General features: G+C 36.5%; 20 protein-coding genes. 17 read left to right on the top strand and 3 right to left on the bottom strand.

Features of this window, described 5'->3' with window-relative positions; genetic code table 11:
- Positions 1-23: 23 nt before the first annotated feature.
- Complete coding sequence (locus MYP_RS03520) at positions 24-2,888, bottom strand: hypothetical protein (protein ID WP_045458492.1); 2,865 nt, start codon at positions 2,886-2,888, stop codon at positions 24-26.
- Positions 2,875-4,191 carry a hemolysin family protein gene (locus MYP_RS03515; protein WP_045458489.1) on the bottom strand — a complete coding sequence of 439 codons (1,317 nt, stop codon included), beginning with the start codon at positions 4,189-4,191 and terminating at the stop codon, positions 2,875-2,877. Before MYP_RS03515 ends, MYP_RS03520 begins: the two co-directional genes overlap by 14 nt.
- Before the next feature lie 361 nt (positions 4,192-4,552).
- Between MYP_RS03515 and MYP_RS03510 the strand changes: the two genes are divergently transcribed.
- The 16 genes from MYP_RS03510 to MYP_RS03435 all read left to right on the top strand — a co-directional run bounded on the left by MYP_RS03510 (position 4,553) and on the right by MYP_RS03435 (position 19,082).
- Positions 4,553-4,933: an NADH-quinone oxidoreductase subunit A gene (locus MYP_RS03510; RefSeq protein ID WP_045458487.1), complete on the top strand. Its 381-nt coding sequence runs from the start codon at positions 4,553-4,555 to the stop codon at positions 4,931-4,933.
- A 28-nt stretch (positions 4,934-4,961) separates the two neighbouring features.
- Positions 4,962-5,498 (top strand): NADH-quinone oxidoreductase subunit B, encoded by a 537-nt coding sequence (locus MYP_RS03505; RefSeq protein WP_028982166.1) that lies wholly within the window; start codon positions 4,962-4,964, stop codon positions 5,496-5,498.
- A complete protein-coding gene (locus MYP_RS03500; protein WP_045458483.1) occupies positions 5,498-6,001 on the top strand; it encodes an NADH-quinone oxidoreductase subunit C in 504 nt (167 codons plus the stop codon). The genes MYP_RS03505 and MYP_RS03500 overlap by 1 nt, the downstream gene beginning before the upstream one ends.
- Positions 6,002-6,006: 5 nt before the next feature.
- Positions 6,007-7,215, top strand: a complete 1,209-nt coding sequence (gene nuoD / locus MYP_RS03495; RefSeq protein ID WP_045458480.1) for an NADH dehydrogenase (quinone) subunit D — start codon at positions 6,007-6,009, stop codon at positions 7,213-7,215.
- 99 nt (positions 7,216-7,314) lie between these two features.
- Complete coding sequence (nuoE, locus tag MYP_RS03490) at positions 7,315-7,845, top strand: NADH-quinone oxidoreductase subunit NuoE (protein ID WP_045458477.1); 531 nt, start codon at positions 7,315-7,317, stop codon at positions 7,843-7,845.
- Positions 7,845-9,203 (top strand): NADH-quinone oxidoreductase subunit NuoF, encoded by a 1,359-nt coding sequence (gene nuoF, locus MYP_RS03485; protein WP_045458474.1) that lies wholly within the window; start codon positions 7,845-7,847, stop codon positions 9,201-9,203. The genes nuoE and nuoF overlap by 1 nt, the downstream gene beginning before the upstream one ends.
- Positions 9,200-10,168 carry a 2Fe-2S iron-sulfur cluster-binding protein gene (locus tag MYP_RS03480; RefSeq protein ID WP_045458471.1) on the top strand — a complete coding sequence of 323 codons (969 nt, stop codon included), beginning with the start codon at positions 9,200-9,202 and terminating at the stop codon, positions 10,166-10,168. Before nuoF ends, MYP_RS03480 begins: the two co-directional genes overlap by 4 nt.
- Positions 10,146-11,189, top strand: coding sequence for an NADH-quinone oxidoreductase subunit NuoH (nuoH, locus tag MYP_RS03475; RefSeq protein ID WP_045458468.1), 1,044 nt, complete (start codon positions 10,146-10,148; stop codon positions 11,187-11,189). Before MYP_RS03480 ends, nuoH begins: the two co-directional genes overlap by 23 nt.
- A gap of 6 nt (positions 11,190-11,195) precedes the next feature.
- Positions 11,196-11,726, top strand: a complete 531-nt coding sequence (locus tag MYP_RS03470) for a NuoI/complex I 23 kDa subunit family protein (RefSeq protein ID WP_045458465.1) — start codon at positions 11,196-11,198, stop codon at positions 11,724-11,726.
- A gap of 2 nt (positions 11,727-11,728) precedes the next feature.
- Positions 11,729-12,232 carry an NADH-quinone oxidoreductase subunit J family protein gene (locus tag MYP_RS03465; RefSeq protein ID WP_045458460.1) on the top strand — a complete coding sequence of 168 codons (504 nt, stop codon included), beginning with the start codon at positions 11,729-11,731 and terminating at the stop codon, positions 12,230-12,232.
- Between the two features lie 18 nt (positions 12,233-12,250).
- The gene (nuoK, locus tag MYP_RS03460; RefSeq protein ID WP_045458458.1) at positions 12,251-12,565 is read left to right on the top strand and encodes an NADH-quinone oxidoreductase subunit NuoK; all 315 of its coding nucleotides are present in this window, start codon (positions 12,251-12,253) and stop codon (positions 12,563-12,565) included.
- Positions 12,566-12,581: 16 nt separating this feature from the next.
- Positions 12,582-14,498, top strand: coding sequence for an NADH-quinone oxidoreductase subunit L (nuoL, locus tag MYP_RS03455; protein WP_045458455.1), 1,917 nt, complete (start codon positions 12,582-12,584; stop codon positions 14,496-14,498).
- Positions 14,498-15,964 (top strand): complex I subunit 4 family protein, encoded by a 1,467-nt coding sequence (locus MYP_RS03450; protein WP_045458449.1) that lies wholly within the window; start codon positions 14,498-14,500, stop codon positions 15,962-15,964. The genes nuoL and MYP_RS03450 overlap by 1 nt, the downstream gene beginning before the upstream one ends.
- A 3-nt stretch (positions 15,965-15,967) precedes the next feature.
- On the top strand, positions 15,968-17,356 hold the full coding sequence (locus MYP_RS03445; RefSeq protein WP_045458447.1) for an NADH-quinone oxidoreductase subunit N: 1,389 nt from the start codon (positions 15,968-15,970) through the stop codon (positions 17,354-17,356).
- A 29-nt stretch (positions 17,357-17,385) separates the two neighbouring features.
- Positions 17,386-18,033: a DedA family protein gene (locus tag MYP_RS03440; RefSeq protein WP_045458445.1), complete on the top strand. Its 648-nt coding sequence runs from the start codon at positions 17,386-17,388 to the stop codon at positions 18,031-18,033.
- 89 nt (positions 18,034-18,122) lie between these two features.
- A complete protein-coding gene (locus tag MYP_RS03435; protein WP_045458442.1) occupies positions 18,123-19,082 on the top strand; it encodes a TerC family protein in 960 nt (319 codons plus the stop codon).
- A 196-nt stretch (positions 19,083-19,278) separates the two neighbouring features.
- Here the strand turns inward: MYP_RS03435 and dacB are convergent, their stop codons facing one another.
- Positions 19,279-20,748 (bottom strand): D-alanyl-D-alanine carboxypeptidase/D-alanyl-D-alanine endopeptidase, encoded by a 1,470-nt coding sequence (gene dacB, locus MYP_RS03430; RefSeq protein WP_045458439.1) that lies wholly within the window; start codon positions 20,746-20,748, stop codon positions 19,279-19,281.
- Between the two features lie 78 nt (positions 20,749-20,826).
- Here dacB and MYP_RS03425 point away from each other — a divergent pair, with 78 nt between their 5' ends.
- A complete protein-coding gene (locus tag MYP_RS03425) occupies positions 20,827-22,170 on the top strand; it encodes a sensor histidine kinase (RefSeq protein WP_045458436.1) in 1,344 nt (447 codons plus the stop codon).
- Positions 22,171-22,496: the final 326 nt, after the last annotated feature.

Genomic DNA, 22,496 nt, shown 5'->3' with positions numbered 1-22,496 from the left:
ATTCTACAAATCAATAACTTAAACTAAAGAGCTGAAAAAATTATATTGAATAAAAATTCGATTCTGAAATACTGATCATGGGGGAAGTAAATTCCTCTGGCCCCTAATTCGATTGGTGCTACAAAATTAAATAAATGCATATCTCCGGTTAATTCAATTCCGGTGGAATTATAGTATCTTGAAGATCCTTTATTTCTCCCGTCCCCATAGTCATAAAATAATAGCCCCTTTATTCTTTTTAAATAAAGAATTGGCCCGACCTTCCAATCAGGATAACAAAGAGGTAGCCGGTATTCAGCAATAATCCTTGAAAACCTCTGGTTTACCTGGCTAAAATAGCCTCGAGGGTACAATAGGTAGTTTGAAAAAATATAACTACCATTTTCATTGATTTGCCCTCCAAAGTCAAGTCTGAGACTGTGATGTTTTAATATGCCCGGGAATAATAGTGCTGCCTGGCCTACAAAGGAATTTCCATAGTCAAATTTACCAAATGGAGATTGCCGATAGTTCAACCTGAATGTTTGCCCCCATTTTGGCAATAGGTCCCGTGGGGCCATTTTCAAATATCTAAATCCCCTAATGTCATATTCAAAAATATTTCTAACTCCAGTCTTGAAATATGATGGTGTTTCATCATTCCTTACAAAGCTTGAAGTATAATTATATACTGAAGAAGTGATCCCCTGGCCATATTTGCCTCTTGTCAAATTCAATGGTACAGATGCAGACAAAGTAAGTTTGTCTTCCTTAAATTTAAATACAGCGTCATTACCTGTAGTATCCAGCCCAAGCCTCTGCCCTCTTGAGGCTGCAATGGACAAAACAGGAAACCAACCTTTATAAGTAAATGAGCCTTCTGTAGTTCCTGTCCTGTCGCTATAATTGTATAGATAGGCCAATTTGCTAATCGCTGTGCTCAATTTATTTTGAGAAAATACTGTTATACCAGAATTTACTTCATAGGTATTAGCATTAATATATAACGGAGCCCAGCTATGCAGATAGAACAAGTGTGTACCTTTTCTATATCTTTTAATTGTCAATCCTTCTGCAACTGTATCTTTATTTAAAACTGGTAAAGGAATCCCCAGTTCCTGCTTAGCCAATTCAGGATAAAGCTTTACTGATTGATCTTTAATATCACTCAAACTTATCCAATTTGCAGTATCAAGAGGAATACGAGATATCTGATACCCATTTGCTGTGTAGCTTGAAAACAATAATGTATCCTGGCTTCTATTTAAACAAGGATCAAATGCTCCATATTTTACTGATGTAACCTGATACACCGATGAATCTTTAAAACGAAAAGCATAAATATTGTCAATACCTGAATATACACTTCTGAAAAAAACATGATCTGATGAGGCAACGGGTTGCGATATATCCATATATCCGGACCTAAAAATTGTTTTGAATTCAGCCTTACTGATTGAAATTTCATCAATCCTTTTGCCATCATCATCCAACATAATTGTATAGAGTTTGCTCCCTTCACTGTCCCATGCAGGCATTATCGGGTAATCGTTTTCTGGATGAAATATTTCTTTTAAAAGCCTGCCTGATTTGGTTTCAAAAACAGAGATACAATACCTTCCATTACCTTTTGATTCAACAGCAGCGATCATACTTCCATCCTTCGAGAAAGCAGGTGCAAAGAGATGTTTTTTCCGAGTGAGTTTTATTCTTTGATTTATTCTTTTATCAGCATTAAAAACTATGAGATTGGAATAAATTCTATTACTCCATCTTTTATCAAAACCATACTCAGCCCATACAATTTTATTATGAGAAGCAGAAAGCATCCGAGGATTAAAATAACCTGGGACAAATATGGTTTTCTCTTTATTCCCAGGCCCTGTCAAAACATATTGCTGAATATCTCCAAGACCAGACTTTAGAGCTATAACCTTTCCATCAGATAGGTATTGAGGAAAACGGTAGCTTGTAAAAGTTTTGGTGTCATTAAAATGTATTGTATCTACCCTAGTTGAAAATGTGGTCGAATCTTGTTGAAGTCTCCAATCATTACGCAAAAAATACATGCAGGAATCATAAAGCTTCCACTTAGATAGTCCTGTAGATCTTTTAATTCCCTGATTGAATGGCATGGGGTTATAAGGTCTTCTGGCTGCATTGTCCACTGATTTGCTCCATACTTCAGAAGGATATCTGTTTCTTGTATATCCTACAAGCTGGTATCCCAGATAATAATAATTTGGTACAAAATCGCGGAATGACCCGAAATATGCTTTTTCATAGCTGTAAATTTTTCTTTGCAGTACCTGTGTTCTCAAAGGCATTGTAAATTCAGGCAACCTGCCTCTTCCAGTATGAGACAAAGCGGTTTCTGTAACCACAGCATCCCCTTCCAGAAACCAGAGAGGCAGATAAAGACCAGCAACAGCGCCAATCGCCTGCTGCCCAAGCAGGAAATATAAAATCTTTGTAAGTCCCTGATTAAGTTTATCGAGCTGTACAACATGCCGGAACTCATGTATTACAAGCTGATCTATCCAGTTTTGCGGATAAATATCCTGATCAGGAATTGTATAAAATTCTACCCTCTTTGGTGCCCAAACTACAAACGCATTAGATACGCTTGACTGTGGATGAAGAATTACTGATATCTTTTTAGGTTCATGATGGAGACTGTAAGATACATACAGATAAACCTTCTCCAAAGACCTGGAGGCTCTTATCGCCTCTTCTTCTATTTCAACGGGATAAATTATCTGAAAATTCTTTGTAACTATTTGTTTCCACCTGAGCCGTGAAGGGTCCTGCCCAGTTTCTACATATTGAGAATAGGCAGTATTAAAAATTATTATAAAGAAAAAAAATAAAAGTATAACGATTCTCTGGAATGCGTTATTTTTCCTCATTGTCTTCAGGTGCCTCCTCCAGCAAGTTCATTTTAACCACCAATACACTCTGTTTGGATTTTTTCAAAATTGATATTTCGTATCTTTCAAATTTAATCTTTTCATTGAGATCCGGGATTCTTCCGAAGACCTTATTTACAAGACCTGCAACTGTATCATAATCTCCGCTTTTAGGCAATGGAACAGGTAAATATTCATTTACATCTTCTATTGTAGAAAGAGCATTGACGACAAATTCTTCTTCATTGGTTTTTTCCACAAAAGGAGCTTCTTCATCATGCTCATCCTGAATTTCACCTACAAGTTCTTCCAGAATATCCTCAATGGTTACAATACCGGCAACACCTCCAAACTCATCGGTAACTATAGCCATGTGAAGATGCTTTTCCTGCAATTCTTTTAAAAGTTCACTGATCTTTTTTGTCTGAGGCACAAAATAAGGAGGATTTATAACCTTCTGAAGGTCTATATCTTCCTTTTTGTTGATCATTTTGAGCAGGTCTTTTGTATAGACAAGACCAATGATATTATCTATAGTTTCCCGATAAACAGGCATCCTTGAATAACCTTCATTAATGACCTTATCCAAAATCTCTTCAGGAGAAGTGTCTTCATCAATTGCATTAATACTAGTCCTTGGCACCATTATTTGCCTGGCCGTAATAAGGTTAAAGCTGAACACATTTTTAATCAGCTCATGAGCGCTCGGCTGTATTGCACCGGAAACTTTCCCCTGATCCAGAATCAATTGAAGCTCTTCAGCAGAGTGAATTTCATGAATATCAGACATGCTGATGCCTAACATTCTTAAAATAAGAGAAGCAAACCCATTTAATATCCAGATCAGCGGTTTAAATAAAATATAAAAAAACCTTAAAGGATAAGATACAGATAGTGTAGTTTCTTCGGGTTTCTGAATTGCAATGGATTTAGGGGCAAGTTCACCGAAAACAATGTGTAAAATAGTAATAATTGCAAATGCAATCGGAAGAGCAATTTTATGAGCCAGGTCCACGTTAGGTTCATAACCCAGGAATTCAATTATATTGAGAATAATTCTCGTAACAACGCTCTCACCAATCCAACCGAGTCCAAGACTTGCAAGGGTAATTCCAAGCTGAGTGGCAGAAAGATAACCATCCAGGTTTTTGAGAATATTTAAGGAGAGGTCCGCTGTTTTATTTCCTCCAGCTGCCTTTACTTCCAATTGAGAAGACCTGACTTTAACAATTGCAAATTCAGCGGCTACGAAAAAACCGTTTAAAAAAACAAGTAATAAGGTATAGAAAACATCTAATAGCATAAATGAATAGAGAACGATATTTAGTACATATCCATCCTCTGACGACCCATCTCAAATAAGGGAGTCGGAATACAAAAATATGTATATATAAATTATCCCAGAATAAATTCGTGAATTATTTATTATCTGAAACTATTTAGGATTTTTTCCTGTAATAAGAGGTGTGCCAAAAATTTGTGCAAAATGTTTTTTTGTGAAAGAAATTGTATAATTTTACGCTGTATCTTATGAAGAATAAAACTATTGTAGATCTTGTTTTTTTCATAAACATCAACAAAATCTCGTTACTAGTTACAATCTGTCCTTTAAGAATTACAATTTCATTCGACAAAATGAGATTAAAACCAATTAAAAAAGAAGTATGAAGGAAGAAATATTATCCAGTCCTTATTTCCCAATTGCAATTCAATTTCTGGTCGCCGCTGGATTCGTCAGCGTCAGTCTCCTAGCCAGCTACATTCTTGGTCCCAAAATAACTACCAAACATAAAACCGAAACATTTGAAAGTGGAATTGACTCTGTCGGCAACGCCAGAATGCAATTTTCCATTAAATATTTTCTGGTTGCTACACTCTTCGTCCTATTCGATGTTGAAGTTATCTTCTTCTACCCTTGGGCTGTAAATTTCAAAGAATTTGCTCAAAAAGGAATCGACGATTTTCTTAAAATGTTACTTTTCATGGGTGCATTTATTATAGGCTTTGTCTATATAATAAAGAAAGGTGCCCTTGAATGGGATTAAATTATCAACATTAGAATTATTCTAAATTATGGCAAATATAGTTCATCCACCTGCCGGTTTTGACGGACCAGGCTTCTTTGCTACCAGCTTAGATAAAGCTGTTGGCCTTGCCAGAAAGCATTCTGTATGGCCTTTACCATTTGCAACTTCTTGTTGCGGTATTGAATTCATGGCTACCATGGGCTCTCACTACGATATTGCAAGATTCGGCGCTGAAAGACCTAGCTTTTCGCCAAGACAGGCAGACCTTCTGATGGTGATGGGAACAATCGCGAAAAAGATGGGACCAATCGTACGCCAGGTATATGAACAAATGGCTGAACCAAAATGGGTAATGGCTGTTGGTGCATGTGCTTCAAGCGGTGGAATATTTGATACTTACAGTGTACTTCAGGGAATAGATAAAATTATCCCTGTAGACGTTTATGTTCCAGGATGCCCTCCAAGACCTGAACAGATACTTGACGGACTTATGAAAATACAGGAGCTGGTGGAAAATGAACCACTTAACAGAAGAAATACTCCTGAATACAAACAATTACTGGCTTCTTACGGAATAGAATAATGGAAGAACTAACCCACCAGAGGATACAGGAAAAACTTACTGAAAAGTTCGGTGACGCCATCATCAAGGTAGAAGAACCATACAATTTACTTACCATAACAATTAAGAGAGAATCTTTACTTGATATTCTCAGATTTCTCTATAACGATCAGGAACTTGAATTCCAGTTTCTGACAGATATTACGGGAGTTCACTTCACAGCACCAGAAGAAGTTCTGGGGGCTGTTTATCATTTGCATAACTTACCTAAAAATAAAAGAATCCGTTTAAAGGCTTTTTTTCCGAAAAATGATCCTGTAATTGATTCTGCTACTCCGGTTTTCTCAGGTGCAAACTGGATGGAAAGAGAAACCTATGACTTTTTTGGTATCCAGTTTAAAGGACATCCAAATCTGAAAAGAATTTTAAATGTTGATGATCTGGGCTATTTTCCTTTGAGAAAAGAATATGCATTAGAAGATTCAACGAGAACGGATAAAGACGATTCCTTGTTTGGCAGATAACAGTTATGCTTACACAACCTAACAACACTAATACTCAAGTTACAGACCAGAGTGAACTGACTACACTGAATCTCGGGCCTACTCACCCGGCAACTCACGGTGTATTTCAGAATATTCTAAAGATGGATGGAGAAAAAATTGTTTCTTCGGAATCAACAATCGGTTACATCCACCGTGCTTTTGAAAAACTGGCAGAAAGAAGACCATTCTATCAGATTACTCCCCTCACCGATCGTCTTAACTATTGCTCCGCTCCTATCAATAATATGGGCTGGCATATGACTGTTGAGAAATTAATTGGTGTTGAAGTTCCTAAAAGAGTTGAATACCTGAGAGTAATCATCATGGAGCTTTCAAGAATAGCAGATCACCTTATCTGCAACAGTATTCTCGGGGTTGACTCAGGCGCTTATTCAGGCTTCCTTTATGTAATGCAGCAAAGGGAGAAAATATATGAGATATTTGAAGAGATCTGCGGAGCAAGACTTACCACAAACATTGGTCGTATCGGAGGTTTGGAAAGAGATTTCACCCCTGCTGCCTTTGCTAAAATAAATACACTACTTGAGGAATTCCCAATAGTATGGAAAGAAATGGAAAATCTGTTTAACCGTAACAGAATTTTCATGGACAGAACCATAGGTGTGGGAGCTATTTCTGCCGAAAGAGCATTAAATTATGGATTCACAGGTCCAAATTTAAGAGCTGCAGGCGTTGACTATGATGTAAGAGTAATGAATCCTTATTCTTCATATCAGGATTTTGACTTCGAAATACCAATAGGAACAAACGGTGATACCTATGACCGTTTTATGGTAAGAAACGAAGAAGTTTGGCAAAGCCTTAGCATCATTCGTCAAGCACTGGAAAAGCTACCTTCAGGTCCTTACCATGCAGAAGTTCCGGATATCTATCTTCCTCCTAAAGAAGAAGTATACTCCAACATGGAAGCTTTAATTTATCATTTCAAAATTGTAATGGGAGAAATTGAAGTACCTAAAGGAGAAATTTACCATAGCATTGAAGGGGCAAACGGAGAACTAGGTTTTTATCTGATCAGTGACGGAGGTAGAATGCCATACAGACTGCACTTCAGAAGACCTGGATTCATATACTATCAGGCTTATGAAGAACTGATAAAAGGAGCAACAATCTCTGATGCTGTCTTAACTATGAGTAGCCTTAACCTGATTGCAGGTGAAATGGATGCCTGATTTCAATAAGATTTTATAAATTTGAGTTTAATATAAACTGAGTAAAAAGTTTTTGTGCGGTTTTCCTTCGACAAAAACTAAGTGCCTACAGCAAATACAATGGGAACAGTACAATCAGAAATCAAATTTTCAGAAGAAAAGCTGAAAAAGGTTCAGGAGATCATATCCAGATATCCTGAAGGCAGACAAAAATCTGCATTACTTCCTATTCTCCATCTTGCACAGAGAGAGTTTGACGGATGGCTTTCAGTTCCTGTAATGGATTATGTAGCCTCTCTGTTGAACATTAAACCAATCGAGGTTTATGAGGTGGCAACATTTTATACAATGTTTAACCTGAAGCCTGTTGGTAAATGCCTTATAGAGTTTTGTAGAACAGGTCCTTGTATGCATAACAGAGCTGATCAGATTATTGAATATACAGAAAAGAAACTTGGAATAAAAGTCGGAGAAACAACTCCTGACAATAAGTTCTCTTTGAAAGCCGTTGAGTGTCTTGGCGCTTGCGGATATGCTCCAATGGCTCAGATCGGTAAGTTCTACTATGAACATCTTACCGAAGAAAAGATGGACAAAATTATTGCAAGACTAGGACAAGATTTTAATCCTGATAATAAATACGAGATCTAATGGCCAGGAAATTATTATTAGAAAATATAAACGTTCCGGGGATTAAATCCTTTGACGTTTACAGAGCCAAGGGTGGTTATCGCTCAGTTGAAAAAGCTCTGAAAACCATGTCTCCTGACGACGTGATGGAAGAAGTGAAGAAATCAGGCCTAAGAGGACGTGGTGGCGCCGGTTTCCCTACCGGTATGAAATGGAGTTTCCTGGACAGAAAATCAGATAAACCAAGATATCTGGTATGCAATGCTGATGAAAGTGAGCCAGGTACATTCAAGGATAGATTTTTAATGGAATACATCCCTCACCTTCTTATTGAAGGTTTAATAGTTTCCAGTTATTCCTTAGGTTCAAATACAACTTACATTTACATCCGTGGCGAATACAGATGGATTGTAGACATTCTTGAGCATGCGATTGCTGAAGCAAAACACAATGGCTTCCTTGGAAAAAATATTCTTGGCTCAGGATACGATCTTGAAATTTATGTACAGCCAGGTGGTGGTGCTTATATCTGTGGTGAAGAAACCGCTTTGATTGAGTCACTTGAAGGAAAAAGAGGAAATCCAAGAATGAAACCTCCTTTCCCTGCCATATCTGGACTTTATAACTGCCCTACAGTGGTAAACAATGTGGAAACTCTGGCAACAGTAGTTCCTATCATTAACATGGGGGGGGATGAATATGCTAAAATTGGCGTGGGCAGATCAACAGGCACAAAGCTGATCTCTGCTTGCGGACATATGAATAAACCGGGAGTTTATGAAATCGAATTGGGCTTACCTGTTGACGAATTCCTAAATTCTGATGAGTATTGCGGTGGAATCAGAACTGGCCATACATTGAAAGCGGTTGTACCTGGTGGTTCTTCTGTACCTATTTTACCAGCAGAACTGTTCTACAAAACTAAAGAAGGTGTAGCTAGATTAATGAGCTACGAATCACTTTCTGAAGGAGGCTTTGCAAGTGGTTCTATGCTTGGTTCCGGAGGATTTATTGCCATGGATGAGACCACCTGCATCGTGAGAAATTTGTGGAACTTTACAAGATTCTACCATCATGAATCTTGCGGTCAGTGCAGTCCTTGCAGAGAAGGTACAGGATGGATGGAAAAAGTGTTGCACAGATTAGAACACGGACATGGATCAATGAGTGATATCGACCTTTTGGTTGATATTGCTAAAAAAATTGAGGGAAATACAATCTGTCCGCTTGGAGATGCGGCAGCATGGCCTGTGGCAAGTCACATCAGACACTTCAGAGAGGAGTTTGAGTACCACGTTAAATTTCCTGAAAAAGTAGCACATAGTCCATTTGCACACAGTGCGGATTATAAAAGAGAATTAAATACTGTATTACAATGATTAAGGTAACTATAGATGGTGTTGAAACAGAGGTAGAACCAGGAACCACAATCCTGAATGCTGCCAGACAAATCGGAGGCGATCTTGTACCTCCAGCCATGTGTTATTACTCTAAACTTAAAGGTTCAGGAGGAAAATGCAGAACTTGTCTTGTAAAAGTAGCTGCTGGTTCTGCTAAAGACCCAAGACCTATGCCGAAACTGGTTGCTTCTTGCTCCACTCCTGTTCAGGATGGTATGGTTGTTCAGAACATTACTTCTCCCGAAGTACTTGAAGCAAGAAAAGGTGTTGTGGAATTCTTATTGATAAACCACCCTCTTGATTGCCCAATCTGTGATCAGGCAGGTGAATGTCACCTACAGGATCTTGCTTTTGAGCATGGTTCTGCAAAGACCAGATACGAAGAAGAAAGAAGAACTTTCGATAAAATAGATATTGGTAGTAAGATACAGCTCCACATGACAAGATGTATTCTTTGCTACAGATGTGTCTTCACTGCAAACCAGATCACCAATGAGCGTGTACATGGTATTCTTAACAGAGGAGACGCTGCCGAAATTGGTACCTACATTGAAAACGTAATTGAAAATGATTTTTCAGGAAACGTAATTGATGTTTGCCCTGTCGGAGCTCTTACAGATAAAACATTCCGCTTCAAAAGCAGGGTTTGGTTTGTAAAACCAATGTATGCTCATCGTAACTGCGATAAATGCTGCGGAAAAACAACAGTCTGGATGAAAGGAGATGAAGTATTCAGAGTTACAGGAAGAAAAGATCAGTATGGAGAAGTAGAAGATTTCATTTGCAACGATTGTAGATTTGAGAAAAAATTAGCCAGCGACTGGACTGTAGAAGGACCTGCTCCAATTCAGAGAAATTCTGTTCAGGCTCAAAATAAATATTTACAGGGAATAAAAGTAGATGCACCGAAGAATATAGGTTATGGAAATATTTCTGATAGATAAGATAGTATTAATTGTAGCCGTCTTCGGCATTACACTTTTATTTGCGCTATACAGCACATATGCTGAAAGAAAAGTAGCCGCATTTATTCAGGACAGACTAGGTCCTAACAGAGCTGGAGCTTTCGGTCTTCTTCAGCCACTTGCAGATGGAGTAAAATTCTTTTTAAAAGAAGAGTTTATACCTAAACATGCAGACAAGGCCTTGTTTATTTTAGGTCCGTCTGTATCCATGACAACTGCACTAATGACAAGTGCAGTAATTCCTTGGGGTAATTCACTTGAATTATTTGACAGAGTAATCAGCTTGCAAATCACCGATCTTAACATAGGTATCCTTTATGTATTTGCAGTTGTTTCCATAGGAGTTTATGGAATCATGATCGGAGGATGGGCATCAAACAATAAGTTCTCGCTTCTTGGAGCATTGAGAGCTAGTTCTCAGATGATCAGTTATGAGATTGCAATGGGGTTATCTATCATTGCTCTTATCATGACCACAGGAACATTAAGCATTGGTGAAATCGTACAACAGCAGAATGCACCAATACTCGGTATTTCCGGAGCTTCCTGGAACATTATTTATCAGCCTCTGGGATTCTTAATCTTTTTGATTTGTGCTTTCGCAGAATGTAACAGAACTCCGTTCGACCTTCCTGAATCTGAAAATGAGCTTGTGGGAGGTTATCATACAGAGTATAGCAGTATGAAACTGGGCTTCTTCCTTTTCGCTGAGTATACCAATATGTTCATATCTGCTGCAATTATGAGTTCGCTTTACTTCGGAGGATATAACTTCCCATTCATGGATCAGTTAGGATTACCTCATAATCTTGTAACTATCATGGGAACAATTTTCCTTTTCGCGAAAATTGTACTGTTCATATTCCTATTCATGTGGGTAAGATGGACACTTCCGAGATTCAGATATGATCAATTGATGAGAATGGGCTGGAAAATGCTTATACCATTGGCATTGATCAACATAATTATTACAGGACTTTTAATCATAGTATTAAAATAATCAGTTATGCACTCTTTATCTAACAGATCAAAGGTTGTCGTAAATAAAGAAATGACATTGAAGGAGAAAATGTATCTTCCTGCAATATTTGGTGGGATGATGATCACCATCAAGCACTTCTTTAAAAGAAAACCAACCATTCAATACCCTGAGCAAAAAAGAGAGTTCAGTAAGGTATACAGAGGCAGACACATTCTGAAAAGAGATGAGCAAGGCAGAGAGAACTGCACTGCCTGTGGTCTATGTGCCGTAGCTTGTCCTGCTGAAGCTATTTCAATAGTTGCTGCTGAAAGAAAAAAAGGTGAAGAACATCTGTATCGTGAAGAAAAATACGCTAAGACATACGAAATAAATATGCTTAGATGTATTTTCTGTGGTCTTTGTGAAGAAGCTTGTCCAAAAGATGCAGTATATCTTACAGAAGAGCTTGCACCTGCAAACTTCGACAGGTCGAATTTTATTTTCGGAAAAGATAAACTTGTTCAACCAATAGGAACAAGCGCACATCCTAAAACTTATAAACCTTACAAAAAGTAACAATGGATCAGTTGGTATTTTTGATTTTGTCTATCATTTCGATAGGTGCTGCATTAGCGGTTATATTTTCTAAAAACCCGGTGTATAGTGTATTATTTCTGATATTGACTTTCTTTTCTATAGCAGGCCACTATGTTCTTTTGAATGCAGAATTTCTTTTCATTGTGCATATTATAGTGTATGCGGGAGCAATTTTGGTTCTGTTCCTCTTTGTTATCATGCTATTAAACCTTAACAAAACTAACGATACAGACAAGTCTATGCTACCTAAAATAGCCGGTGCTATTTCTGGAGGGTTATTGTTGATTGTATTGCTTGGAGCTGTTAAAGGTCTTCATCAGGCTGAAGCAGCACAGGTGGTAAATTCAGATATGGGTTCAGTTAAAAATCTGGGCAAAATCCTTTTTGATGAATATTTACTTCCATTTGAAGTTTCATCCACACTATTCCTTTCTGCAATGATCGGAGCTGTGATGTTGGGAAAAAAGAATCTTAAAGATCATTAATAATTGAAATAGCAGATCATGCAAGTTTTATCAAACACAGTTACAAACTACCTTGTTCTTGCAAGTATCCTTTTTGCGATAGGCGTCATGGGGGTTCTTGTACGAAGGAATATCATTATCATATTTATGTCCATCGAGCTGATGCTGAATGCTGTAAACCTTTTGCTTGTGGCATTTTCTGTATTTCATAATGATGCGTCAGGACAGGTATTCGTTTTCTTTATCATGGCAGTTGCAGCAGCTGAAATTACGGTCGGTCTGGCTATTCTTGTAATGATATACAGAAATACAGGATCGGTAGATATAAATTCTCTGAATAAATTAAAGTGGTAGAATAAATAGATAAAAGATGTTACAATTAGCCTGGTTAATACCTGTTTTACCTCTTATTGGATTTTTGATAATTGGTTTAGCTAATAAAAAATTAAACAAAGCCCTTGTAGGAATTGTTGGTTGCGGAAGTATTCTTGGATCCTTCCTTATTGTGCTTTCCCTTTTGATCAATGTATTAAACGGAAGCATTCAATCTGAAACGCTTACTTATTTCAACTGGATTTCAGCAGGTTCACTTGATATAAAGCTTTCATTTCTTATAGATCCGCTTTCTGTTACAATGATGACAATCATTACAGGGGTTGGATTCTTAATCCATTTGTATTCTGCCGGATACATGTCTCATGATGAAGGATTTGCAAGGTATTTCGCTTACCTGAATCTATTTGTTTTCTCCATGTTGATCCTTGTGATGGGCTCTAACTTCCTTGTTCTTTTTGCAGGCTGGGAAGGTGTAGGACTTTGCTCTTATCTCCTTATCGGATTCTGGTTTAAAAACAATGACTATAACAATGCTGCGAAAAAAGCATTCATAATGAACCGTATCGGTGACCTTGGCTTCCTATTAGGAATGCTTTTGATCATCGTTACATTCGGTAGTCTTGAATATAGCGTTGTCTTCGAACAAGCTCAAACTATATTCAAACCAGGTATTGTTCAGCCTGTACTAATAGCAATCACTTTGTTATTATTCCTTGGAGCCACCGGTAAAAGTGCACAAATTCCACTTTATACATGGTTACCTGATGCGATGGCAGGTCCTACTCCGGTTTCAGCGTTAATTCACGCAGCAACCATGGTAACAGCAGGTATTTACATGATTGTAAGATCAAATGTACTTTTCTCATTAGCTCCATTTACTCTTGAAGTAATTCAAATTATCGGTCTTACAACTGCTCTTTTTGCAGCTACAATAGGGCTGGTTCAAAACGATATCAAAAAGGTACTTGCTTATTCTACAGTTAGCCAGTTGGGATATATGTTCTTCGCACTTGGAATGGGAGCTTATTCAACAGCAATATTCCACGTAGCAACTCACGCATTCTTTAAAGCACTTCTTTTCCTTGGAGCTGGTAGCGTAATTCATGCTATGAGTGGCGAGCAGGATATCAGAAGCATGGGCGGACTTTGGAAAAAACTTCCAATTACCTTTGCTACTTTTATCATAGGAACTGTTGCTATTGCGGGCATTCCTCCATTTGCTGGATTTTTCTCTAAAGACGAAATACTGGCTCATGCTTATGAACACTCCCCTATCCTTTGGGCACTTGGAGTTTTAGGTGCCTTAATGACTACATTCTATATGTTCCGTTTGGTTTTCTTAACTTTCTTTGGATCATTCAGAGGTACAGAACATCAGAAATCGCATTTGCATGAGTCTCCGCTTATCATGACTATCCCATTGATGGTACTTGCAGTCCTTTCAGTTGTTGGAGGTTTTGTAGGTGTTCCTGAAGTCCTTGGAGGTCATAACTTTCTTAAATCATTCCTTAGCCCAGTTATAGCGCCGATTAATCAACATGCGGGACATGCACTAAGCCATTCAACAGAATTAATGCTAATGGGTATTTCAGTCGGAGCAGTTTTATTGGTAATTGCAATTACTGCATTAGTTTACATATCCAAAAAAGCAGTTCCGGCTCCTGAGGGATCCAATCTTTCTGCTACTCATAAAATACTCTACAACAAATACTACATCGACGAAATATACAGAGCTCTGGTAGTAAAACCTCTTTACTGGCTTGGAGATATTTTCTACAAAGTGTTTGAGATAAAAATTATTGACAACTTTGTAAATGCATGGGGTAAAGGAGTAGACAAAGGCAGTGCAGCTTTAAGATTTCTACAAAACGGTAGCATCAGTTTCTACATGTTTGCTATGGTTATTGGCATCATATTAATATTGTTCTTTAACACGATTATCAAGTTTTAATGGAAACCAGTATTTTAATTTTTCTACCGCTGGTAGCAGGCTTAATTTCATTCCTGCTTCCTGACAATAGGGCAAAACAATTTGCATTTGCGGCCACATTAGCTGAATTTGCTTATTCTCTGGTTTTACTCTTAAAATTTAATCCTCAAGATACATTGGCTTATGCTACATCAATACCTTGGGTGAAATCAATGGGGATATCATTCAGCGTAGGAATGGACGGAATTAGCATACTTCTGGTAATGCTTACCACCTTTCTTATACCTTTAATCATCCTTTCATCATTCAGAAGATCATTTGCTAACAGCAACTATTTCTATGGGCTTATATTAATTATGCAGTCTGCCCTTGTTGGTGTATTTGTTGCTCGTGATGCATTTCTATTTTATGTATTCTGGGAGCTTGCGCTTATCCCGATCTATTTCATTGCATTGATCTGGGGTGGAGAAAACAGAAAAAAAATCACCTTCAAGTTCTTCGTTTATACATTGGCAGGCAGCCTTTTAATGCTAATTGCTATCATTTATCTGTATTTACAGACTCCAAACAGTTCATTTGACATCAATCAATTCTATGCCGTTGGAAGTACATTAAGTTCAACAGATCAGGCTCTTGTGTTCTTTGCTTTCTTCCTGGCATTTGCTATTAAGATGCCGATATTCCCATTCCATACATGGCAACCTGATACCTATACAGTTACGCCTGTTCAAGGTACAATGCTTCTTTCCGGAATCATGCTAAAGATGGGTATCTATGGAGTTATAAGATGGATTCTTCCCCTTGTACCAGAAGCTGTTCATAATTATGGAATGCCGGCAATTATCCTTAGTGTCATCGGAATTATCTATGCTTCAATTATAGCAATTAAACAAAAAGACTTCAAGAGGCTTATTGCCTATGTTTCAATCGCTCACGTAGGGCTGATTGCAGCGGGAATATTCACGCTTGCGGAAGAAAGTCTTCAGGGTGGGATTATTCAGATGTTATCCCATGGAATTAATGTTGTAGGATTATTCTTTGTGATTGATGTTCTGTTTGACAGAACCAAAACACTTGAACTATCTTCTTTAGGAGGAATAAGAAATGTTGCTCCTTTCTTTACTGTTACATTTATCATTTTGCTTTTCAGCAGCATTGCACTTCCATTTACAGGAGGTTTTCCTGGTGAGTTCCTTCTTTTCGTCGGAATTTTCCAGTACAATCCATGGATAGCTGCAGTAGCCGGAGTTTCTATAATTCTTGGTGCTGTATATATGTTATCTAGCTTCCAGAAGATTATGCTGGGAGAAACGAACCAGTTAACTTCAGGATTTACAGATCTGTTTACAAGTGAAAAACTGGTATTAATTCCAATTATCATTTTAATATTCTGGATGGGGATATACCCTGAAACATTCCTTGAAATTTCGGAACCAGCAGTTAAAGTATTAATCAAAGGGACAGGGACATCTTTAAGTTTGAAATAACCGATGAAAACATTAATTCTAACAGCATTACTTGGCATAGTTTCAATGTTATCCGAGATCTTCGGATTCAGAAAATACCTTTGGACAATTTTAGTTCTTGGCCTAACTGGAGTATTTTGTGTAAACCTATCTGAGTTAACTTCTGCATATCAGTACTTTCCTAATATGATTGTATTTGATCATTATGCAGGAGTATTTTCCGGTCTGATTATTCTAATGGCTCTTGTTTGGTTTTTTATCTCTAAAGATCAATATGATTCCAATGAATTCAATCAGGCAGATCACTATTCACTGATAATGTTTACCTTAACAGGTACAATTGTACTCGTATCTTTTACCCATCTTGCAATGCTTTTCCTTGGAATTGAAATCCTTTCTATTCCAATGTTTATTCTGGCAGGTAGCAGAAAAAAAGAACTGTCTTCCAACGAGGCTTCTTTAAAATATTTTATAATGGGTGCTTTTGCTACCGGTATTTTATTGTTTGGTATTGCACTTTTGTATGGAGCCACCGGCACATTCAATATTCATGAAATTGCGCTAATCGCGTCAAATAATTCAGGTTCTGTATCTGTCTTATTTTACACAGGTATATTTATGGTTATGATTGGTCTTGCATTCAAAGTTTCTGCAGTACCATTCCACTTCTGGACACCTGATGTTTATGAAGGAGCGCCTCTCGTTATTACTGCCTTCATGGCAACTATTGTAAAAACAGCAGCGTTTGCAGCTTTCTACAGATTATTCAATACTTCGTTTGTTTCATTGCTTCCTCAATGGGGATCTACACTTTCAGTGATTATTATCTTTACCATCTTAACCGGAAATATTTTAGCAGTATATCAGACAAGTGTCAAAAGAATGCTAGCATATTCTGGTATTGCTCAGGCCGGTTACATGCTAATGACTATTCTACTTACCAGGTATGAAAGCCAAGATGCGTTGGTACTTTATACTTCCTCTTATGCACTTTCAACACTTTGTGCATTTGCAGTTTTACATTATGTCATTAAAATAAAAGGCAATGATTCATTTGAATCTTTCAGTGGTCTTGGAAAATCTCATCCTTTACTGGCTGTAATAATGGTTATTTCCATGCTTTCTTTGGCTGGTATTCCACCTGCTGTAGGATTCTTTGCTAAATTTTATCTATTCTCAGCTGTACTTCAGGAAGGCTATTTAGGGTTGGTTATTGTAGCTGTATTAGGTTCTTTAATAAGCGTTTACTATTATTTCAGAGTAATTATTTCAATGTATTCAGGAGAATCTGAAACGGAATCAATACAACTTACTGTTATAAATAAAGCTGTTTTAGTATTAATAGGCTGCATAATAATTTTACTTGGAGTAACTCCTGGCCTATTTATTGATGCTATAAAGTCTTTAACTTAAAGCAGAAGTCTTATCAAATTATTCTTGTAATGGATTCTATACTACACCTCTTCCAGCAACTGATCGATCCCGAGAAACTGATACTGTTTGGAGGTGTAACTTTAATCCTTATAGTTGTATTTGTTGAGAATGGTTTGTTTTTCGGTTTTTTTCTGCCGGGTGACACACTTCTCTTTACAACAGGAATATTCTGTGCTACAGGCATATTGAACACTTCTATTCTCTTTCTACTAGGTACCATATCCCTTGCTGCAGTACTTGGTAATCTTGCAGGATATGCATTTGGAAAAAAAATGGGAGAAGCATTACTTTCCCGAAAAGATTCCCTCCTGTTTAAAAAGAAATACATTATGGCAGCTGAAGCCTTTTTTATAAAATATGGAGGACTGGCTTTAATAATGGGGAGATTCCTCCCTATCATAAGAACATTTGCACCTATATTTGCAGGAGTTGTAAAATTTAACTTTAAAAAGTTTTTTGCCTATAATGTAATAGGTGGATTACTTTGGGTCTTTTCAATGCTTTTACTGGGTTATTTTTTAGGTATAATGTTTCCTCAAATAAAAGAGCACCTTGAATTATTTATAGGAGGAATAGTAGTCATTACGTGGATTCCTGTCATAAAAACTTACCTTTCTGAAAGACGGAAAGTTAAAAAGACTAACGAGCAGATCTGAAAAAAATTTCAAATATTTTACTTTCAATGTCTGTTCTTTTAATTAATTTTATTGAATTTTATTAGGGTATCTGCTGACAAATCAACTTAATGGATAACATTTACTTTTGGATAATCTTTAACATTTGTGTACTGGGCCTTCTGATTCTGGACCTGTTTGTTCTGAATAGAAAAAATGAGACTGTAACTGTTAAATCTGCTTTATGGTGGTCTGCATTTTGGATAGGTCTGGCAATAGCTTTTAATATTTTTGTTTATTTCTGGAAAGGTAAAACCGCTGCATTTGAATTTCTTACAGGGTATCTGATTGAAGAATCTTTAAGCGTAGATAACCTTTTTGTATTCATGCTGATCTTCAATTATTTCAGAGTCCCTGCTGAATATCAAAGAAAGGTTTTGTTTTGGGGAATCATTGGAGCGCTTGTACTAAGAGCTCTATTTATAGTTGTCGGCGTTTCTTTAATCAATCAATTCCACTGGACTGTTTTCGTTTTGGGAGCTTTCTTAGTATTTACCGGAATCAAAATGTTTTTGGGAAGTGATGAAGAAATTAATCCTGAAAAAAATCCCATTATAACTTTAGTAAACAAATTCTTACGAGTAACGAAACAATACCATGGAGATTCTTTTTTCACCAGAATCAACGGGCAGTTGTTTGCTACACCTTTGTTTATTGTAACTCTGGTAGTAGAAACAACGGATATTGTTTTCGCTGCTGATTCAATTCCTGCTATCCTTGCAGTAAGTAAAGATCCTTTCATTGTCTATACTTCAAACGTTTTTGCTCTTTTAGGCCTTAGATCTCTGTACTTTGCTTTAGCTGGTATAATGCAATTATTCCATTACATCCACTACGGCCTCTCCTTAATTTTGATATTCATTGGAGTAAAGCTTGTTGCCGGAGGAGCTGGCTGGTTTGAAATAGATATGAAGTATGCCCTGATGATAGTTGCAGGAATACTGGCTCTTTCAATTCTTTTTTCAATTTGGTTTCCTAAAAAAGATGAAGAGCCTAAAGACAATTCTGTAGAAGCTAATGAAAATAAGTAAGCCTGTTATTACAGGTCTTACCTTACAAAGAGTTTTTCCAACTTGGTTTTAGAATCGGATGATGTGCTATTATTATTAAGGCACCCGATCTCTATCTTCCTCAATACTTTTATTTTAAAATACTGATCTTCACTTTTATATAATCAAAAAATCATTCCTCAAGAATCAAAAGTCTCATCAATTAATATCCTCAAGATTAATTAAGTTGACCTTTCTGTACCAACAAAAGAATTTTTTCCAATTTCGGTAATAAAGACGAAGCAGAGCAATCAAAATTATTTACCATAACAGAAAATGAGTATTCCTTTCCGGTTTCAGGGTTTTTAATGTATCCGGAATAACATAGAACCCTTTTCATACTGCCACTTTTAGCCCTCATATTATTTTCAAGCATAGTACCTTTCCCAACCTTTTTCAAAGTACCATTTACGCCCGCAACTGGAAGTGAGTTATAAAAATCAGAATAATACTTTTCTTTGCTCATTTGCAAAAGTGCATAACTGAATGCTTCAGAAGATGTCCAGTTAAAAGTAGAAAGTCCGCTACCATCGAAAATAATAACTGCAGAAGGATCTATCCCCTTAGAGTTCCAAAATTCCTGCAATGCCTTAATTCCTGCTTTAGTAGAACCTTCATTAAACAACTTTTTACCAATGGTTTTTAATAATGATTCAGCATAAAGATTAAGACTATTAACATTGGTCTCCTTTATTATATCTTTTAGAGGAGAAGAGGTAAAGGTGTGTAGTACTTTCCTTTCTGTTATTGCCTTACCATTAAAAGTATATAAAGAACTTGCCGGAAGAAGAATCTCTATTTTATTTTTTACTAAAGCTTCCTTAATTCCTGATGCCACAAAATATGCAGGGTCTGGCATTGAGCCTTTAATGGAAAAATTCCCTCCTCTAGGAATAGTCCCTGATAAAATTCTCAAACTGGTAAAAGGTGCACCATAAATGTAACCGTTATCGCCGGTTCCTTCAGCTGCAGTTTTAATAGAATTGAGAAATTGAATGTTAGGTACTACCGGATCTGTTCCCAAAACTTCAACTGAATCACCAATTGTTTTTCCTGGTTTGAGTAAAAGCTTATATGTATTCTCATTTACATTTAACCCATAGGCACCTGTACCATAATAATTACCAATATCTGTCCAGATCCAATAGTCAGGGATAGAATTATATTCAAACCACGATGCATCACCTATTATACCACCATTAATCTTTTTGATACCAGCATCAGATAATATTTTACAAACTTTATTGCATACTTCACTCCATGCTTGAGATGAAGAAATTCTGCCACTACCAAATGTGGGATCTCCTTCTCCCCTGATATAAATGTTTCCTTCAAGGATTCCTTTATCAGTAATTTGTCCATCATGTTCAACATATGTTTTAAATGTAAAATCAGATCCAAGTATGTTTAATGCAGCAGCTGTTGTCAGCAACTTTTGATTAGATGCGGGTATCAATAGTTTGGTGCCATTGTAATTAAGGATCGTTTTGGAGGTAGACAATTCATGAGCATAAAAAGAAATACTCCCCCGCTTCAAATCATTTGTCTCTGATAGTTTCTTTAATTCTGTCAATGCACCCTGGCCACATGCAGAGTTTAAAATTAAAAACAAACCAATTGTTAATACTGGAAATATTCTGGCAATCATTTATCTTAACGATTTATTGAGTTAATTCAAACATTTATTAAACAAGTTACAGACTGAAGAGTTTCTCTTTTACCGCATATGGAAAAATCTAACGGACAAATTGAACATAGAAGGCTCTCTTGCCTGATAGACATCAACGGTACTTTTCTTAAGGTTGACGACAGATGCAGAACCATCTTATTAGACGAGGAAATGCAACCATCATCAAACTTTCATAATACCTGTCTGGATAAATATGCTAAACTTTTTACTTCCTTTCTATCTATAGTTGAAAAAAATAATCCAGCTGCAATTATTCTCAGACATAAAAACAACAAAGGCTTTCTGGAGATTGAATGGACAGTTAAATTAAATGATAATGGAAATTCTTTTTCGCTCAACGGCCTGATAAGACCCGACTTTACAGCTACAGAGCTTAAGAATAAAATTCAGGAATATATTTATCCTATTATAATAACTGACACATATCTTAAAATAACTTCATACAATAAAGCATTCGAAAATATAAATCCAGCAGTATCCGGAAGGTTAATAGAGATGGATTTAAAAGAAATATTATTAGACAAAAAAGGTAATTTCCTCTATGAAGATACCTTTTACGCTGGAGATTGTTTCTTCATTCCACTTCAACTAAAGTTCAATGATCATATCTCCGATTATGTAGCATCTATACTTTCTTTGGTGGATAAAAATATCATTACGCTATTTCCAGATGCAAATAGTTCTTTAAAGCAGAATGAGCTAAAGAAGAAAGAAGAAGATATAAATACTTTTATATATAAGGTATCACATGACTTTAAAGGGCCACTTACCAGTTTGAACGGTGTACTTGATATTGCTGCAGATGAATTGAAAGACAGTGCATTCATTCCATTTTTAAACATGATCCGAACATGTTCGGATAAGTTAGAAGCACTTATAACCACCTTGCTCGAGCTATCCAGGGTCCAGGCGACACCAATAGTTGAAGAAGCAATAGATCTTCATCAACTTATTTCCGAGCTAAAAAATGAGATTCAAAAACAAGTACCAGTATTATTCAACAATGTTCAACTTTCCGTTCCAGAAACATTGCCGGTCTTTATCACAGATATAAGAGTATTCAGAATCGCACTAAAGCATTTGTTGCTGAATGCATTTGTATTTCAAAAGAAGACCAGACAGCAGCCAACTATTGAACTTAAGGTAAGTAAAGATAGCTCTGCAATCGTATTCGAAGTAATAGACAATGGGCTTGGAATAGCTGAGAATAAAATGGAAAGAGTATTCGAAATGTTTTACAAAGGATCGGACTATTCAATTGGAACAGGTATGGGGTTGTATCTTGCAAAAGTAGCTGTTCATAGGTTATCGGGAAAGTTGATTCTAACAAGCAAACTAGATGAAGGAACAAGAGCTATCATAAAATTACCTCAGAGTTGAGATTAATACATATTTTTTTCAAGCTTCAACTTTATTTATTTGATATAAAAAGAGGTAATGATAATATATGAATCTTTAAGCTCACATAAACATTATACACGTCAAACGTATTGATATCAAAGGGAAACAGAAGGTCAATAAAAAAAATATAAAATAGTAATAAGTATTTCAGTTAAAAATTTTCACTTGATGAGTAAACTTATAGATAGAAAAATTATTTTTTTTAAAAAGTATCTTGCCATATATTTGTAAAAAAAAAAACTTTTTTATTATTTTTAAGTATAAATACAATAAAGTAATAAGAACTGTTATTTTATTTTTTATTA

It is taken from the genome of Sporocytophaga myxococcoides (assembly GCF_000775915.1).
Lineage (GTDB): Bacteria > Bacteroidota > Bacteroidia > Cytophagales > Cytophagaceae > Sporocytophaga > Sporocytophaga myxococcoides_A.
Note: the sequence above shows the minus strand (reverse complement) of the source record. Positions and strands in the feature narration are given on the sequence as shown.

Bases quoted from the DNA above. Each gene is read 5' to 3' on its own strand.
- MYP_RS03480 (WP_045458471.1), top strand. From the start codon at position 9,200: ATGATTAAGGTAACTATAGATGGTGTTGAAACAGAGGTAGAACCAGGA.
- nuoL (WP_045458455.1), top strand. From the start codon at position 12,582: ATGTTACAATTAGCCTGGTTAATACCTGTTTTACCTCTTATTGGATTT.
- nuoF (WP_045458474.1), top strand. From the start codon at position 7,845: ATGGCCAGGAAATTATTATTAGAAAATATAAACGTTCCGGGGATTAAA.
- MYP_RS03470 (WP_045458465.1), top strand. From the start codon at position 11,196: ATGCACTCTTTATCTAACAGATCAAAGGTTGTCGTAAATAAAGAAATG.
- MYP_RS03450 (WP_045458449.1), top strand. From the start codon at position 14,498: ATGGAAACCAGTATTTTAATTTTTCTACCGCTGGTAGCAGGCTTAATT.
- MYP_RS03500 (WP_045458483.1), top strand. From the start codon at position 5,498: ATGGAAGAACTAACCCACCAGAGGATACAGGAAAAACTTACTGAAAAG.
- MYP_RS03425 (WP_045458436.1), top strand. From the start codon at position 20,827: ATGGAAAAATCTAACGGACAAATTGAACATAGAAGGCTCTCTTGCCTG.
- nuoK (WP_045458458.1), top strand. From the start codon at position 12,251: ATGCAAGTTTTATCAAACACAGTTACAAACTACCTTGTTCTTGCAAGT.
- MYP_RS03520 (WP_045458492.1), bottom strand. From the start codon at position 2,888: ATGAGGAAAAATAACGCATTCCAGAGAATCGTTATACTTTTATTTTTT.
- MYP_RS03440 (WP_045458445.1), top strand. From the start codon at position 17,386: ATGGATTCTATACTACACCTCTTCCAGCAACTGATCGATCCCGAGAAA.
- MYP_RS03515 (WP_045458489.1), bottom strand. From the start codon at position 4,191: ATGCTATTAGATGTTTTCTATACCTTATTACTTGTTTTTTTAAACGGT.
- MYP_RS03510 (WP_045458487.1), top strand. From the start codon at position 4,553: ATGAAGGAAGAAATATTATCCAGTCCTTATTTCCCAATTGCAATTCAA.
- nuoD (WP_045458480.1), top strand. From the start codon at position 6,007: ATGCTTACACAACCTAACAACACTAATACTCAAGTTACAGACCAGAGT.
- MYP_RS03445 (WP_045458447.1), top strand. From the start codon at position 15,968: ATGAAAACATTAATTCTAACAGCATTACTTGGCATAGTTTCAATGTTA.
- nuoE (WP_045458477.1), top strand. From the start codon at position 7,315: ATGGGAACAGTACAATCAGAAATCAAATTTTCAGAAGAAAAGCTGAAA.
- dacB (WP_045458439.1), bottom strand. From the start codon at position 20,748: ATGATTGCCAGAATATTTCCAGTATTAACAATTGGTTTGTTTTTAATT.
- MYP_RS03505 (WP_028982166.1), top strand. From the start codon at position 4,962: ATGGCAAATATAGTTCATCCACCTGCCGGTTTTGACGGACCAGGCTTC.
- MYP_RS03435 (WP_045458442.1), top strand. From the start codon at position 18,123: ATGGATAACATTTACTTTTGGATAATCTTTAACATTTGTGTACTGGGC.
- MYP_RS03465 (WP_045458460.1), top strand. From the start codon at position 11,729: ATGGATCAGTTGGTATTTTTGATTTTGTCTATCATTTCGATAGGTGCT.
- nuoH (WP_045458468.1), top strand. From the start codon at position 10,146: ATGGAAATATTTCTGATAGATAAGATAGTATTAATTGTAGCCGTCTTC.